The 17,407-nt window shown below is 36.5% G+C and carries 12 protein-coding genes; 7 read left to right on the top strand and 5 right to left on the bottom strand.

Features of this window, described 5'->3' with window-relative positions; genetic code table 11:
* Positions 1 to 9: 9 nt before the first annotated feature.
* The 3 genes from EV197_RS09410 (at position 10) to EV197_RS09400 (ending at position 2,985) form a co-directional block, all read left to right on the top strand.
* Positions 10 to 975 (top strand): helix-turn-helix domain-containing protein, encoded by a 966-nt coding sequence (locus EV197_RS09410; protein ID WP_165389034.1) that lies wholly within the window; start codon positions 10 to 12, stop codon positions 973 to 975.
* A 121-nt stretch (positions 976 to 1,096) separates the two neighbouring features.
* Positions 1,097 to 1,489 (top strand): hypothetical protein, encoded by a 393-nt coding sequence (locus tag EV197_RS09405; protein ID WP_130286500.1) that lies wholly within the window; start codon positions 1,097 to 1,099, stop codon positions 1,487 to 1,489.
* Between the two features lie 5 nt (positions 1,490 to 1,494).
* Entirely contained in the window at positions 1,495 to 2,985 is a 1,491-nt protein-coding gene (locus tag EV197_RS09400; RefSeq protein ID WP_130286499.1) for an alpha/beta fold hydrolase, read from the top strand.
* A gap of 46 nt (positions 2,986 to 3,031) precedes the next feature.
* On the opposite strand, the gene EV197_RS09395 is transcribed toward EV197_RS09400, so the two are convergent.
* The 3 genes from EV197_RS09395 to EV197_RS09385 all read right to left on the bottom strand — a co-directional run bounded on the left by EV197_RS09395 (position 3,032) and on the right by EV197_RS09385 (position 7,070).
* Positions 3,032 to 3,445, bottom strand: a complete 414-nt coding sequence (locus tag EV197_RS09395) for a VOC family protein (protein ID WP_130286498.1) — start codon at positions 3,443 to 3,445, stop codon at positions 3,032 to 3,034.
* Positions 3,446 to 3,447: 2 nt separating this feature from the next.
* Positions 3,448 to 4,026, bottom strand: a complete 579-nt coding sequence (locus EV197_RS09390; protein WP_130286497.1) for an NUDIX domain-containing protein — start codon at positions 4,024 to 4,026, stop codon at positions 3,448 to 3,450.
* Positions 4,027 to 4,166: 140 nt separating this feature from the next.
* Complete coding sequence (locus EV197_RS09385; RefSeq protein ID WP_130286496.1) at positions 4,167 to 7,070, bottom strand: InlB B-repeat-containing protein; 2,904 nt, start codon at positions 7,068 to 7,070, stop codon at positions 4,167 to 4,169.
* A gap of 163 nt (positions 7,071 to 7,233) precedes the next feature.
* Here EV197_RS09385 and EV197_RS09380 point away from each other — a divergent pair, with 163 nt between their 5' ends.
* A complete protein-coding gene (locus EV197_RS09380; protein WP_130286495.1) occupies positions 7,234 to 8,106 on the top strand; it encodes a DoxX-like family protein in 873 nt (290 codons plus the stop codon).
* Positions 8,107 to 8,157: 51 nt separating this feature from the next.
* Here EV197_RS09380 and EV197_RS09375 read toward each other — a convergent pair whose 3' ends face one another.
* Entirely contained in the window at positions 8,158 to 11,922 is a 3,765-nt protein-coding gene (locus EV197_RS09375) for a M36 family metallopeptidase (protein ID WP_130286494.1), read from the bottom strand.
* A 577-nt stretch (positions 11,923 to 12,499) separates the two neighbouring features.
* Here EV197_RS09375 and EV197_RS09370 point away from each other — a divergent pair.
* From EV197_RS09370 to EV197_RS09360, 3 genes are all read left to right on the top strand, one after another.
* Positions 12,500 to 13,087 carry a superoxide dismutase family protein gene (locus EV197_RS09370; protein WP_130286493.1) on the top strand — a complete coding sequence of 196 codons (588 nt, stop codon included), beginning with the start codon at positions 12,500 to 12,502 and terminating at the stop codon, positions 13,085 to 13,087.
* Between the two features lie 105 nt (positions 13,088 to 13,192).
* Positions 13,193 to 13,723: an RNA polymerase sigma factor gene (locus EV197_RS09365; RefSeq protein WP_130286492.1), complete on the top strand. Its 531-nt coding sequence runs from the start codon at positions 13,193 to 13,195 to the stop codon at positions 13,721 to 13,723.
* A 4-nt stretch (positions 13,724 to 13,727) separates the two neighbouring features.
* Complete coding sequence (locus tag EV197_RS09360) at positions 13,728 to 14,525, top strand: anti-sigma factor (protein WP_130286491.1); 798 nt, start codon at positions 13,728 to 13,730, stop codon at positions 14,523 to 14,525.
* A 649-nt stretch (positions 14,526 to 15,174) separates the two neighbouring features.
* Here EV197_RS09360 and EV197_RS09355 read toward each other — a convergent pair.
* Positions 15,175 to 17,406, bottom strand: a complete 2,232-nt coding sequence (locus tag EV197_RS09355) for a TonB-dependent receptor (protein ID WP_130286490.1) — start codon at positions 17,404 to 17,406, stop codon at positions 15,175 to 15,177.
* Position 17,407 lies beyond the last annotated feature (1 nt).

The following is a 17,407-nucleotide window of genomic DNA, read 5'->3' as shown; positions in this document are numbered from 1 at the left end:
ATCCAAATTATGAGATTATTTGGTTTAGGGTATTATGATGGATGGTATTACATAATGATTGATTTAAGTTGGGTCCACGGTGCCTTGATATATTTTTATACCAAAGCGCAAACACAACCCAATTTAAAAATACAAAAGAAGCAGTGGATCCATTTACTCCCTGTCGGCATACAAATCATATGCAGTGTTTTTGTAAGATTGCAAAATATATACTGGGATGGCACCAGAGAAAGCCTATCCTGGCTCGGATACTATGGATATGTGGTTTGGATGAATAACCCAACCATATATATTATTGCCAGCCTACTAATTATTGGGTACGCGTATAAATCCCGAAAACTTATTGAAGACATTCAGGAAATATATGAAATATCCAACACCAAGCTAAAGTGGATTAAGCGTATCGTCAATGCCTTTTTACTCTATTTCTGTCTGGTTTTTATTATCCTTTTGGCCGATCTAGTTATTTACACTTCAGCAAATCAAGAGTCTTACTTTTATTTTACACGCTTTTATTATTACCCTTTCTTTATTGGTATAGCAATACTAACCTATTGGATTGGAGTTGAAGGTTTTTCAAGAAGAAATGATCCCGAAATTGAGATTAAAAAGCACATTACAAACGAAGAACAACAAAAACTTCAAGAGTTGGCTGATAAACTTGAAGCAATAATGAAAACAGATAAACTTTATAAAAATCAGGAACTCTCACTTCAAAAATTAGCCCAGGCATTGGAAACTAAGTCCTATCTTATTTCAAGATGCCTTAGCGTCATTTTTGATAAACGGTTTAATGATTATATCAATGCTTATCGAGTAAAAGAAGTGCAAGAATTGCTTAAAGATGCTGATAACTCTAAATACACTTTACTAAGTTTGGCTTTAGAAGCTGGTTTCAACTCCAAATCCTCCTTCAATCGTGCGATAAAAAAACAATTGGGAGTTTCTCCTAGTGATTTAAAACTTGACGCATAGCGGTATCATATTACAAAATGACATCATTATCTTTATTAAGATAGGGTTCAACTAGCGAATTGAGACGATTTGCCTAGTAAAAAAGTATAGTTTTGGCTCAACATTATAAAATCTGAAAAAAATGAAAACGTTACTTACTATTTTTATTTGTTTAGTATCACTCTCTTCAAACTCAATACAGTTGAACACAACTAAACCAAATCTCAACGTATTATTAGGAGAATGGAAGCTGGATATGAGTCCACAAGATAGTACGGATGCTAATTTTGCTTATATGAAGATTACCGTAGTAGAGAACAATTCATTTGAAGGTGAATTTTATCGCAAAGGAGTGAATATAAAAAATGCTAAAATCAACGCGCAACTGGGTATCATTTATGGTGCTTTACTTTCTGGTGACGGTTCGGGTACCTATCATACAACTTTTTATTACGAAGATGGAATATTACACGGAACTACCCACGCCATTGACCGCAACTTTTTATCGGTTTGGAAAGCTTCAAAAGTAAACTAAGTACTATGATGAAATTAATCAACCTTTTGTGCTTAGCCTTGATGCTTGTAGCTTGTAAGTCCGTAGAACATAATACATCATATTCGCCTTCCTTTACAGAGTCCAAAAAAACTACCCATACCATCTCAAAAGAACAACAATACACATTTGGATATCTTGAAGTGTTGGAAAATAGAGCTAAACCAAATGGTCCAAGGATTAAACTACCGGTTTACATCTTTAAGAGCAGAAATACTGATCCACAATTAGACCCTATTATTTATACGGTAGGCGGTCCTGGCTCCACTACCATGCCATCAGCACAATATATGAAATACTACATGTATTTAGATGATCGAGATTTTATTTTGATCGAACAACGTGGTACTGCCTTTGCTCAACCAAGCTTAGATTGCCCGGAATGGTCTCAGGCAGTTTACACCTCAAACCTTAACACTGATAAGAATGAGAAACAAAACGAGCTTTTAGAAAATGCTGCTATAAAATGTAAAAAACGATTAACACAACAGGGGATTGATCTTAATAGCTACACCACGACAGATATTGCAGCGGACATTAACGACCTGGTCAATGTATTGAAAATCGAAACATATAATTTATTAACCATCTCTTATAGTACAAAAATAGCTCAAGTACTAATGCGAGATTACCCAGAACGAATAAGAAGTGTGGTTATGGATTCTCCGCTTCCACTACAGGTCAACTATGATGAAGAAAGCGTAGGCAACCTTTTGGAGTCTCTTTATGCCATTTTATCAGATTGTGCATCCAATGCAGAATGCGACAGCACCTACCCTAACTTAAAGCAACGCTTCTATAAGTTTCTTACCGCCACTACACAAAACCCACTCGCATTAAACATACAACATCCTACGACTAAAAAAGAGGTACTATTTTATCTCAGAGGTAAAGATATCATCAACTTATTTACCTCCGCTTCTACTGCAGAAGTACCTCATATCCCCTATGAAATAGAAAAGATCTTAAACGGTGATCTAAGCACCCTGGAAACTCAATTATTACAATTATTTCAAAAACCTGGTCCAGGATCAGGAATTGGAATGCGACTTTCTGTTTGGTGCGCCGAGGAATACCCTTTCAGTTCACAAAAACGAATTCAGGATGAAACAACAAAATACCCTGAAGTGCTTGGATTATCTCCGGTAGTATTTGAAGATGAAATTTGTAAAATTTGGGAAGTGAAAAAAGTAGCTCCTATCGAAAATCAGCCAATACAAAGTAATATTCCCGTTCTAGTAATTAATGGTGAATATGATAATGAAACTCCGGTAAAATGGGGAGCATTAATGACAAAACATCTTCGCAACAGTTACCATCTAATTTTTAAAGGCTGGAAACATACGCCTACCACAAACTGGAGTAACCCTTGTGCTATGGAAGCTGCAAACGATTTTTTTAATGATCCCAACACACTTCCAAAACCTGATTGCCTGGAGGCTATCAAGACTCCGAAATTTACACTTAAAAAGAACTAAAAAGTGTGATCAATTACCCAAATGAAATAGACTAACATCAACGAACTTACAGATAGAATTCATTTTCACTGACTTTTAACGTAGTTAATTCTACGGTATGACCATCCGGATCTTTGATATACAGGGAATCAAAATAATGATGATCCTGTAACTCAAAGGCTATATCCAAAGCTTCAAATTTTCGTTTTGCCTTCTCAAAGTTTTTTGAAGTTACCTGAAAAGCAAAGTGATCTATTTTTACATTTTTGGATAATGAATTAAGGGGTTCATCCTGTAGCTGTGCAGGAAACAAAGCTACTCCAGTTTTATGAGACATCATAAAGATAGGAACTTCGCCCCAAGCTGGTAATTGGTATTTCTTTAAACCTAGTACACGCTCATACCACTCTACAGACACCTTAATATCTTTAACCCGTATCGCGACATGATCTAAAAACTCTATTTTGAAATTAGTATCCATAGCTAAAATTTTAATTTGTTTTGCATCAAAAACCATTGCAGCGCAATGATCGTTTTAGCATCTGGAAGGGTATGAGACTGAAGTAAGTGAGGTATTTCAGCAACCGGTAGTTTAACAATCTCAATATCTTCATCTTCATAAGATGCGCCGCCACCAGCCGCTTCTTTGTCACTCGTAGTTACTTCTCCATAAAATAAAAACATACGTTCCGTTGAGCTGCCCGGTGTGGCATAAAAAGTTTGTATATGCTCCAGTTCCGCTACGGTATAACCTGTTTCTTCTTCTACTTCGCGATAAGCAGCATTTTTAGGGTCTTCGTTATCTTCAATCGCTCCTGCAGGTAATTCTACAAACCAACCCGTAGTATGTTTAACCGTGGGATACCGAAACTGCTTTATCAGTATGATGCAATTCGTGTCTTTTTCAAATAGTAATACAGCAATACAATCACCTTTATCCAGTACTTCTCTGTCATAAGAAATTGGTTCTTGATGATGAAATCGATCGTGAGTGATTTGGGCTTTCTTGATTTGAAGGAAGCCATTATAAACAACTTCTTCGTGGTGGATGGTATATTTCATGGGTTAATAAAGGTTTATAACTATAAAGGGAGACCTGTGGCACAAGTCTCCCTTCAAAATAAAAATAATTATTAAGTATTACTAGTTGGTTAGTATTTTAAATAGCTTATTCAAGCCATTTGGTGCCAAATAAAATTTAATTACTGTTTAATTATGCGTTTGGTTACCATAATTTCCCCACCTTCGTCAGTAATGGATAGTAAATACATTCCTTTAGGTACTAAAGGTGGATTAATAACTAATGTATTACTACCTGACTTTCCCCTAAATGCTGATCGATGTACTACTTTGCCATGAATATCATACATTACCACTTCAAAACTTTTTTGATCAGAATTCGTAAAAGCTATATGCATTGCATCACTAAATGGATTTGGATACACTACCCAAGATGCCTTATCTGCCACAATAGCGTTAGGTTTTGAAGGAGAATTCGATTTATCTACTACATAGGTTACAAATAATCTTGCTGCTCTACTACTTCCACCCTCATAGGAGTCTGCTACCCGCTTCGCTGAAGTATTACTTAAACTTACACCGCTACCTTTAATAACGAAACTTAGATCATTACCAGAGGACCAATCACTTCTATTTACTAAGCTTTGAACCATTGTCCTCAAATCCGGAGATCGCTGAGCTGACCCACTTTGACCACTAGACCACGATGATGGAGACCATAGTACACGCTGTGCAAACGTATTTCTACCCGATACATTATTGGATGTTGTAAATGCTGGAGAATTACCAGAGTTATGTAACGAGATTTCTAAAGAAGCCCCGGCACTATTACTTTCATCTGCAGTAAATTGTAAGTAGGCATTTGTAATTGTCGCATTTTGTGGAATAGCTACCCCTCTAAATCGCAGTCCAATTACTTGATAACTAAAGTTATTGTAACTGTCGTATACCAACTCCAGGTCACTACTGTTGGAGTAAATGTTACCGTTTTTATCTTCCTCTACGTCATCAGAACCTTGAGTAATAGCAACCTCCACTGTGTTGGGTTCATCTACTGGAACTTGAGTGAAATTAGCGGTAACGGTTTTATCCGAATTCATCACTAGTGTAATCGGGTTGTTTGTTCCTGAAGCATCTCCGCTCCATCCAGAAAACTCCCAACCAGCCGCTGGTGTTGCCAATAACGAAGCAGATTCACCTGCATCATAAGACCCGTTTCCAGATACTGTGCCCTGACCACTCACAGCCGTGGTAAGTGCATATTGAGATGTAGTTCCTGTGTCGTAATTGATGATTAATCTTGGCGCATTTGCTGCTCCCCCTTCATAAGAATCCGCCACGCGTTTTGCTGAAGTATTACTTAGACTTGCACCTTTACCTCTTATAATAAAACTAACACTATTTCCTGGGTTCCAACTCGCCGTATTGGCCAGCTGCTGTACCATGTTTTTCAAATTTGGAGAACGTTGTTCAGATCCACTTTGGCCAGAAGACCAGGATGAGGGATTCCAGGTTACTTTATTAGAAAACACAGCTCTACCCGATACGTTATTACTATTGGTAAATACAGGTGAATTACTGCTATTATGCATGGCAATTTCTAATTCCGTAGCAGTACTATGACTCTCATCTGCTGTAAACTGAAGATAAGCACTGGTAATTGTCGCATTTTTAGGCAGGTTAATCGCCTGGAATCTCAATCCAATTACCTGAAAACTGCTATTATTATAGCTGTCATATACCAGCTCTAAGTCACTACTATTGTCATAAATAGTTCCATTTTTATCTTCCTCTACATCATCTCCTCCAGTACTTATACTAGCAGTAATTGTTCCACTAGGATCTGGGTCGGGATCATTGCTTTTGTAAATGGTTACCACACTACCGTTTGAGGGATTCCATACATCAAGATTGGATGGAATCTGAAAAGGATTGTTATTAGAAACGGATCCTACTTGCGTGGCATTGTCTGTTCGAATGGTTCTGGTTTCAATCTTTTGTTCATCAACAAATATCCATTTGAATTGATTAAATCTACCAGAATTTCGAGTCCAGTTTTTATTATCATCATTGGAGCGCAATGGTGCACCCCAACATCCTTCTCCGACGTACACGGTACCATTTTGATCGTCGCGTACAAAGCCTTCATCGCTGCCTGAGTCATAAGAAGGACGTACTGGCCAGGTACTTTTTACAGTATGAGCATCGCACTCTACCACTAATTTTACTCCATTGGTATAAAATAATTGAGCCCAGTTATTGTACTGATTGTTTCCTTCAGACTTGTAGGACACGTGTGGTCGCATTGGTTTATGATACTGTGCCATTTTCCAGATTGTGTTGGAATTGTTAGAAAGGTCATTATTTAACCAGCTGGTTTGGTTTCCTGAAATCGATATTTCAGTATTAAGGGTATAGGTACGTATTAAATTATTTCCAAAAGTAATAGCATAATAAACACTGGTGGATGGTACATCAAACAAATGATAAATACTATTATTACTACCCTCGTGGTTGCCTCTTGCCGCAATTATAGGAAACATCCTTCCATCAGCAGCAGTAGTCAATTGCCAGTCATTAAACCAGTTTTGCCATTGACTATTGGTGTCATCATCCGTCATATCCCCTCCAAAAAGCACTGCATTAGGTTTCAGTTTTGCTACCAGTCGGTTGGCATTTTGACGAGGTGTTCTATTATTACGAGAGTCTCCGCCAGCGATAAACGATAACCTTGAATTATCACTTGGTGCAGTCTTAAACCAAAACCGTTGACTGGTACCCTGGCTATCTCTAATAACAAAATAGTAGGCTGTATTAGGTTGAAGTCCTGTAAGTCTGGCAAAGTGATTATTCATTCCTTTATAAGACACCACTCTATCAGGAGTTTTTGTATTGGGATAATTGGTATAATCAGTTCCAAAATCAGTAGTTCCATAATAAACAATAGGGCTACTACCCGATGTTTGGTTCCACGCCACTACAATAGAAGTAGCAGGATTGCCCCGAAGGGTTAATCTGTATTTGTCATTAGAACCATAAGAAAATATGGTAACACAAAGACAAAGTACGCTTAGTATTTTTTTCATGTTTTGTGTGTTAGGTTACTTAAGACCAAAATTAATACTAATATGTACTGCTAAATTGTTAGCTTAGAATATTTATAAAAAGTTAAATTTGTTAACAATAACTTGGTATAAACATAACCACAGCTTCAACTCTAGTTAACATTAGACTTCTTTATTTTGTAGTATGAAAAATCCAACTTTTTTACTTTTAAAACTTTCTGTTTTCTTCATTTTTATTGGCAGAGCCTGGCAACACCTGTTTTGGGATGCTCCTTATCGAACTTTTTTTTGGGATGAATCCCTACTCAAACCTATTGTAGAAGGTTTGTCTTCTATGAGTTGGCAGGAGTATGCCACCAGTGCGACTACGGATACCTTTATCCAAAATATAGTGTTGGCTAATGGTCTCATTTATCTTTTTGCCGCTATCGCAGCAATTAGATTAACGATGCAACCTAAAAAATGGCAAAAAGCGATCATTGTACTAGGAGGCATATCCTTAGTGTTTTTGACGGTTTTATTAACTAAAGAAAAATTTTACCACGCAGCACAATTCTTTGAACACAGCATTCAATTTGGACTGCCTTTTGTTCTACTTTTCCGCTTTTCTCAACGCTACGATCAAAAGCATTTTATACTGATACTCAAAATATTGATCGCACTAACCTTCTTTTCTCATGGGCTTTATGCTTTTGGATTTTATCCTGTACCTGGAAACTTTGTAGATATGGTTATTCAGATTTTTGATTGCTCTGAGCAAAGTGCCATTACCTTTTTATACATAGCTGGGGTTTTAGATTTTATCCTTGCAATTTTAATTTTTATACCCAAAGCAGCATTAGGAGCTCTTACCTATGCCATATTATGGGGTTTACTAACTGCTTTTGCCCGTATTGTGGCTAATTTTAATTGGGAATATCCACTTGACTCATTTCATCAATATTTTTATCAAGTTGTTTATCGTTTAGCTCACGGTTTTGTTCCTTTGTTGGTCTTATTATACATTTTTAAATTTGAAGATCGTTCGAAATTTATTAAGGTAAAAAAAGTGCCTTAAGTTACTAAGGCACTTTTTAGAATTATAGTTAAATAAACAAAACAATTCTTTTTATTGAACTACAAGCTTTTGAATCACTGGTTCTTCTCCAGGGCTCTCAATTTTAATCAGGTAGATACCTGTTCTTAAATTAAGGCTTTTAGCCGATAGACTATTAACACCTGCACTTAGTTTAAGTACAGATTGCTTATTACCAATAATAGAATAGATTGTCGCAGTAATTTCACCTGCATTTTTGGCAAAATTCTTACTTACTTCAACGGTAAAGTTATTTCGTGTAGGGTTAGGCGTCAATGAGATCGCACCTAATAATCCTTCGTCTTCATCTCCATAAATTGGATTGGCATTACCAAAGTCAGCAACAATTGGAGATCCCGCACACGATCCTTCATAAATCTTTACATTAGAAAAGATTGAGGTATTACCTGATCCTGCATCATTATCATTAATAAATACTAATCGATCCATATTACCGGTATAGAAATTACCTACAGGAATTACATAAGTAGTAGTTCCTCCGGAATAGTTATCATAATTAGTAATTCCGTAATTTTGAGAACCATGTACTTTAAACACTCTTGTGGAAGTCAACGTATTATCATCTTCAAAAGCGATACCGTGGATTTCACCTTGTGAACTACTGCTAAAGTCAAACTCAATTACTGTATTTGAAGTAACTGTATAGCCTAATGGTATAAATTTCCAGGTATTATTGCTTAAAGACAGCGCATCACCTCCATTGATTATGGTATAATTACCAGCTGCATCTTGATTAGCAAATGCATTAATGGTAAAGCTGTTAAAGTTTAAGCTATCGCAAGGTGGCGGTGGTGGAGTTCCTCCGTCCGTAATGCTTAAGGCATCGATGGCGATATCACTTTGCCATCCGCTAGACCCAGTACCGGTTCGTACACTTATACGTAATTGTACGCTTGCTTCGCCAGCATAGGCCGATAGATCTACAGATGCAGTATTCCAGGTGCTACCTTGTTGACCGTTTCTGCTAAACACGCTTGCCCAGGCATTAGTACCCGCTCTGGCTTCAACATTCAATGAATTGATAGCACTACCAAACATATGATATTGGAAACTTAATGTAGGATCAGCTATAGAAGTTAAATCTAAACAAGGTGACTCCAATACCGCTAGTTTATCTGGGAAACCTGTTCCGTTTCCTGATGCCTCCACGTAGATATAAGAGCTACCATCTGCCGCACTGCTTGGCCCAGTATTGGATGATGGTGTTCCGCCAGAATTCACTGACCAGTCCAGGTCATCACCAGATGCTTGCGACCAAGCTCCGATAGAACCTTCAAAACTTTCATTATATGGATACGAAGTGATACCACCCGAACATCCACCTGGTGGCGGTGGTGTGTTACCATCTGTTATACTTAATCCGTCAACAGTAATATCACCTTGCCAGCTAGCTCCTGTAGTTACATTTAGGCGAAGCTGAACCACAGCCTCTCCAGCATAGGCTGATAGGTCTACTGCAGCAGTATTCCAGTCCGTCCCTTGTGCCCCAAATCGATTAAATATGCTAACCCAATCACCTGTATTATTCACTCTAGCTTCTACATCAAAAGTACCTACATCACTTCCTATCATATGATACTGAAAGTTTAGGGATGGAGATGTCAATCCACTAAAGTCAAGACAAGAAGAACTCAAAATAGCTTGCTTGTTAGGAAAACCAGTGCCATTACCTGAAGCTTCAACGTATATGTAAGAATTACCATCTATAGCTCCGTTTGGTCCTGTTCCTGATGATGGAGTGGTGCCTGAATTTACTGTCCAATCTAAATCATCACCTGTTTCTTGAACCCAGTCACCCACTGATCCTTCAAAACTCTCGTTATAAGGGAAGGAAGAAATATCTCCTGAACAGTCTCCCCCAGGTGGTGGTGGAGGGTTATCACAAGGATTCACGAAAGAAACAGTCTGATCTGTTTTTCCGTTTGATCCACCGTTATTATTTTCATTGGCTCCTTGACCAACTCCTCTGTCGGCAAAGGCTTTCCAGATAATACAATTGTATTGCCCACCGTACAAGTCTTGATCTGCTTGTAAAATTCCATCACGACCAGATACAAAACCAGGGTTATTGGCTGTATTTTTTAGTCCTTCGGTTACCAGCGCTAATGCAATATTGTTACCACCTGTTCCATTGTATAAATCAGGATCAAAACCTTCTGCATCAATTAATGCCCAAGTCATATCCCAAAGAATAGTTGCCCAAGCGTATCCAACCCCGTGTGGTACAGCTAATCCATCAATATCCGCATAGTCTGTATTGTTAATTGAACGATCAATAGAATAACGTGTTGGACGGATACCGGCACCATCTGCAGGTTGACCTAACACATAGGATCCTACCCCTCTTCCGGCAGTACCTACATCACCAGGTTTCATCGTTAACATTAACCCAAACCAGTCTGACCAACCTTCACCCATTTGTTCTGAACCACCAAGTGTATTTGAGTTAGGTCCACCCACTAATCGAATAGAGATTCCGTGACCATATTCGTGAATGATAATCACGTTATCTAAATCTCCGTCTCTCCCAGGATTCGTTTGATTCCAAAGAAACATTTGCATTCTTGGGTTTCCTCCATCTCCAGGAGTAGCAAAGTTTGCATTGTTTGTTCCGCTTCCGTCTTGTGCATCAGCATTTACTGAATCACTACCGGCGCCTCCTTTTCCATAATTATTTTCTTGGAAGTTACCACTAGCTTCATCAAACCCATATTGATAGAAAACATCGTGTACAATATTATTCCAGTAAAATAAATTAGTAATCGCACCACTTTGATAGGATGTTGGAGACTGAGACAGATCTATTGGAAAATTAAAATCAAGTCCTGATCCTCCATCAGGAGAAAAACCAGTACCATTATTTCCATTTCTATCTTCTTGTGCCCAAACGTTGTTACCGCGAGTTATCGTAAACTCAGCCCCAGCACTACCATTAGTATCATGCCATCCAAACGGAGAAGCAATTGGATCTGCGGGATTGGTTACGATGGAGCGACCTCCGTGTATGGGGCTTTCTACAGGAACTGCATAAACATTATAGGAGTCCGGTGCTAGTGCAGGCATAGGTCCTATAATGTTATTTTCAGCAGTTTTATTTAAAACCGAAGCTGATGAATGTCCGTGAGTACTGTGATCTGGAGTTCCAAAATCACAAGAAATCACCCAATCCTCTTCATATAATATTTTACCTGTGGTTGCATCGACATTGGCATTCCACCAATGCTGTCCGTCTTTTGGATAAAGACTTACGTTCCAGGTTAATTTTAATTTGCCTTCGTGCTCTATAAATTCTTGATTAACCTTGATAGGCTCCAAAGTTGCTCCATTAGTCTTATACTCAAAAACGGGAGCATTGTTTTTAGTCAAAGTAGATTTTTGCAAACCCGAAGGTACAGCAATACTGTGCTTACTGGCCACGGTAGAAATTGCACTTTCCGGTGACAATGAAGACTTGGCACTAACCACCTTAGATTCCACATCTTTGATAAATTGGTCAATAGTCCAGGTTACTTTTTTGCCGTCTCTTATGGTTAACTTATAAGTAGCGAATTTAATCGGAATTCCCTGAAAGCGTTGTTGAACATAGACATGTTTTACATTCGGGTTAAGGGAAGGGACAACATCTGTTATCACCCACTCCGCCTTATCGACTTCTGAGGAATTTTTTTGTAGATCATCACTAAAATGATCTCTAACAATTGCATCAAAATTTTGTTGTGCAATTAAGGTTGTACTGATAGTTAAAAGTAGTACAACCAAAAGGTACAGTTTTTTCATTAGTTTTAATTTTAGAGTTCGTGTTTATTAAAATTAATAAAATTTAACTGTTTTGATATAAACAAAAGAATTTTTCAGAATATTTGTTAAATACTAGTATTATTACTTAATAAAAAGGATTTATGATAGGATATTTTTAATTCAAATTGATTTAGGGTATCAGGTCAGTAATTAAAGGCGATTAGAGCTAATTAACCTCCTGATAATCTGGGTAAAAAGACCATTTAAAACAACATTAACCTCCTTAAGATTACGGTGTCAGCACAACTAAATAATACTATAAACGTTTCTTAAAAAGGCAGAATTTCATCTTCAATAATCACTTTTGATTAAGTGTTACTTAAAATCATTAAACAACAATTTCTTACAACTCTTCTTTTAGATTAACAATTGTTAGTTTTAATGGTTTAATGGATACTCCACTTGAATAATCAAAAGGTTAAATATTAAATATTAGTTAACCAAATTTTAATTATATGTTATTCTCAGGTAGTCTAAGCATAATTTCTATTTTAATTGCTTTGCATTAAGCAAAAACTACAGTATCTTCCCGTATCAAATAACAAACACGCTATTTATGAAAATACTTAACATTTGCTCAATTTTTATATTTTCACTACTTCTTTTGAATTGTAAAGGAGAAAAGAAAGTAGAAAATGAAGAGACGACTAAAGAAGAAGTAAAACAAGTTCCTGAAGTACAAAAAGACGAGGTCACTACCTTAGAAATTATGTTAGAGCCTAAGAGTGAATCAGATGTGTCTGGTAAAGTTGTTTTTACACAAGCCTCTGGTATGGTTAATATGACGGCAGAATTAAGTGGTTTAGAAGAAGGTACTCACGCTATTCATATCCACGAAAAAGCGGATTGTACTTCTCCTGATGGTAAATCTACAGGAGGTCATTGGAATCCAACTATGCAACCACACGGCAAATGGGGTGATGCAGCTGGATATCACAAAGGTGATATCGGTAATTTCAAAGCAGATGCTGATGGAAATGGAAATATTACTTTTGCTACTAATGAATGGTGTATTGGTTGTGATGATGAAAAAAAGAACATCGTTGGTAAGGCGATTATCGTTCATCAAGGAGAAGATGATTTTACTTCTCAACCTTCAGGTGCAGCAGGTAGCAGAGTGAGTTGTGGTGGAATAATCCAATAATAAATTTATATAACATACTTTTAATATAAAGAGTTGTTGTAAAAGACAACTCTTTTTTTGTGCATTGGTTACAAAATAGTATTTTTCAATATCTTAACAAGTAATATGCAGCCAACAGAATTAATTATTGCTTTACGTAATAAAGACAAAAAAGCTTTCGAAGAAATTTATAAGCTATACGCGGATAATGTATATGGAATTGTCTTTAACATCTTACGTAATGAGGATGTATCTGAAGAAGTTACTCAAGATGTCTTTCTTAAAATTTGGGAAAAGATAGACTCCTATACCGAAAAGAAAGGTAGATTTTTTACCTGGGTCTTAAATATTGCACGTAATGCTGCTATAGATAAAACAAGGTCAAAAGGTTATAAAAAATCCGGAGGAAACCTTTCCACCGAAAATTTCGTAGATATACTAGAAGACAAAACAAATTTTAATGCAAAAGTTGATAGCATAGGGATCAAAAAGTTTATTAATGGCTTGGAACCCTTGTGCAAAAAGGTAATCGATTTGCTGTTTTTTAAGGGATATACCCAAAAAGAAGCTTCAGAAGAATTAGAGATACCTCTTGGTACTATCAAAACTAGAAATAGAATTTGCATTGATAAATTAAAAAAAGTATTAGCGGTATAATAAAATGGATATTAAAGAATATATAGAATCAGGTATTTTAGAACTATACATATATGGATCACTTTCTGCTAAAGAAAATGAAGAAGTGTATGAGATGTTACAAAAACATCCAGAAATACTTGTGGAAGTTGAAAAAATCGAAGCTACGCTTGATCAATTATCTGCTGCAAGCACAACCAAAGAGCTTTCTAAATTGTACGATACAATCGCTGCTAAAATTGAAGCCAATGAGCAAGTACCGGTACGAACTTTAGCTCGAAAAAGATCGAACTTACCTGCCTACATAGGTTGGGCTGCCTCTATTGCCTTATTAGTTGGTTTACTTTCGCAAATCAACAAAAACAATAAGCTGCGCGAAGAAATCGTAAGTACTCAAATCAAAAATCAAGTGCTAGAAGGTGAAATCTCCGTTAAAGAAGAAAACCTGAAAAGCGCAGAAAATTTATTAAGTATCTTAAGAAATAAGGACATTATCGAAGTTCCTTTAAATGCTCAGGCAGTAGACCCCAGTGCGTACGCCACAGTATACTGGGATAAAGAAAAGGACTTAGCATATATCGATGTGCAAGGATTACCCGCACCGCCTCCTGGTAAAGTTTATCAAGTTTGGTCCTTAAAACTACAGCCTCTTACTCCTACAAGTCTAGGGATTTTGGAAGCCTATAAAGAAAACAAAAACAAAGTGTTTACCGTAGAAAATACTAATGATTCTGAAGCCTTTGGAATTACATTAGAGCCCGAAGGTGGTAGTGAATCACCGACCTTAGAAATGTTATATACCCTGGGTGCTGTTGAATCATAAGTAAGATACTCAGGTCCTAAACCGTTTAATTCCTTTTAGTTTTAATATTGTATTAAAACTAAAAGGAATTTTTTGTTTAACACTTTTCCTTAAGTATTCGAAAATAAAGTAGTATACTTCTGAGTAAATTATTATCATAACCACCCTCTATATAAACGGTCTTAAGATGTAGAATTTACACTAACTGTGATTCAAATCTTTAATACTTATTTACGGAAACTTATTCTTTGCATTAAAAAATAAAGCTGTCTAAGCTTAGTTAAATGGAATTTTAAAGAAGGTCTTTGTTGTTTTTAAAACACAAAATCTTATCAAATCTTGTTAAAAGTCTCTACCCTATTAACATCGCTACCTTTTGAATATATTTAAGGAATACAACCATTAAATTACCCCGTCATCTTGGTTAAAACAGCTACAAAAGGTATGCTTATTCACTATCAAAACATCAAAGCTGATCATAAAGCTTGACTGTAATCCTTATACAACCAGTAGTTTAATCATTAATTACCAATCAGTAATGATTTGTTTTACCTGAATAGATGACATAGAAAAAGCCTTCTGATCGTTATCAGAAGGCTTTGAAGCAGGCTAATAATATCGACTAAACATCACCGCCTACTCACAAAAACAAAAAACAAAAAAACTACTATTAAAAACTGTAAGTAATTCCACCTTTAATAAAAAATGGAGTTCCTGGTGTAAAATGTATTTCTTCTACAGATTCAGATTCATTAGCTAATCTAGATTCTGTTGCAAACTGGGTTTCATTCCAAGAAACATCAAACAAATTTTGAATGTCCAGATTAAAACGTAACGCATTCCATTGATAGCTTACATTGAAATCTACAACCGTATACCCTTCAGCAGTAATGCTGTAATCCTCATTAGCTGGTCTATCTCCAAGCCATCGAAGTTGCAAACCGGCAGATAAATTTTTATAATCTTTTACCGTTACTCCCGAAGTAAACGTGTACTGAGGTGCTAAAGGAATATAGTCCTGACCTGAAGGTGCTTCAGTAGCTCTTGCCTTGGTATAGGTCAAATCCGTATTTAGAAATAACCAGGGCGTAAATTGCTGTCTTAGGCTAAAATCGATCCCATATCGTTCAGTACTTCCACTGGGTTCAACAATCCCTTCATCACCCACATATACAAATTCTTGCTCTAGGGCTAAATACCAGGCTGCTGCACTCATAAAAAGATTGGGTAAAGGCTTATAATTAACCCCTAAATCTGAGGCATAAGATTTAGGCAATATTTGAGATCCATCTTGCTGTAATACTACTCTAGTATCATTACTATGAAATCCAACACCTGACTTCAAAAACAAATTAAGGTCAGTGTTTATATCATAATCAAATCTAAACTTAGGAGAAAAGACCAGCTGCTTTTCTGCCAATTCTTCAAAAGTAGGTTGTAAGAAATCCTCGTAGATAAACTTAAAATAATCTAATCGTACCGACGGAGTGAACTCTAATTTTCCAAAATCAAATGTAGATTCAAAAAAACCTGAGAAATTAGTTTCATTGATATCTCCTAAGCTTCTTCTTTCAATAATTTCAGTACGGTTAGCTGTACTGGATAATTCGCTATCTGCAATCCTATCATTTCGTAAAGCTATTCCTGTTTTTAAACGAAGCTCAAAGGTGTCAAAGGAATAATCCGAGCTTAAAACACTTTTTGCACCCAATATATTTCGACTTTCTTTTTGTTTGATTTGATCTCCATTGACGGGATCATTAAGAAAGAAAGTGAAATTAGAATACAACTCAAAATCATAATGTGTATAATATACCTGTGTCTTAATACTGCTTCGGTCAGAAAGAAACTGATCAAATCCTAGAGCAATATTTGTTCTTGAAGTCTTTCCACCTTCCGTATCATCAATGGCTCCAAATCTACTTATTAACCCCTGATCTACTGCACGCTGGGGAATCTGACCAGAAGCACTCCATCTACTATCAAAATAACTAGCCAACAGTGATAGCTTCTTATTCTCAGAAAGCTGAGTCGTATATTTACTAAAAATATTGATTCGATTGAAGTTTTGTGGAGATTCAAAAGGACCATCGCTTTCTTGATATTCTACCGCTACAACCGCATTTTCTTTAGGTTTGGTATCCATTAAATTAAATAGACCTACAGTTCTTAGGGTATTAAAATCACCTACTTCTAATTTCACTAAATTGTCATCAAATCGTTCTTTGGTCGTAAAAGAAACGTGACCGGCTGTCGCAAAATTTCCTTGATCAGCCTCATAACTTCCTTTTCCAAAGTTGATAAAATCTATGGTCTCTGGAATTAAAAAATGAAGATCAGAGTAGCCTTGTCCGTGTGCGTGAGAAACCATATTAACCGGTAAACCATCTACATCAATGGCGATATCCGTACCGTGATCAATATCGAATCCCCTAAGAAAGATTTGTTCTGCTTTACCACCACCAGCGTGCTGACCAATAAATAATCCTGGTACTTTTCTTAAGATTTCCTGAGAGGAATTTACCGGATTTACTTTTATATCCATTTTGGTTAACACACCAATAGGATTCTGCTCTTGTTGTAAAACCAACTCATCCAGCTGAAAGATTTTATCTTTTAAGGTAAGCTGCAAACCTTGATTGATATCTTTGTCACTTAGTATTACTTCAGACACTTGATACCCTAATGATCTTATCGTAAGTGTGTCTCCAATTGTAGTGTTTTGCAATACAAAACGACCATTGGCTAAGCTATGTGTATGTGCATCAGTTGAGCTATTGTAGATATAGGCACCCTCAACCGGTTGTTCAAAAACGTCTTTTACAGTACCCTTTACCGGTGCATTTTGGGCAAAGGAAATACTACTGATACCTAATATCAGTAAAATATAAATTAATTTCATG

The sequence above is a fragment of the Aquimarina brevivitae genome (assembly GCF_004216895.1).
GTDB classification, from domain to species: domain Bacteria; phylum Bacteroidota; class Bacteroidia; order Flavobacteriales; family Flavobacteriaceae; genus Aquimarina; species Aquimarina brevivitae.
Note: the sequence above shows the minus strand (reverse complement) of the source record. Positions and strands in the feature narration are given on the sequence as shown.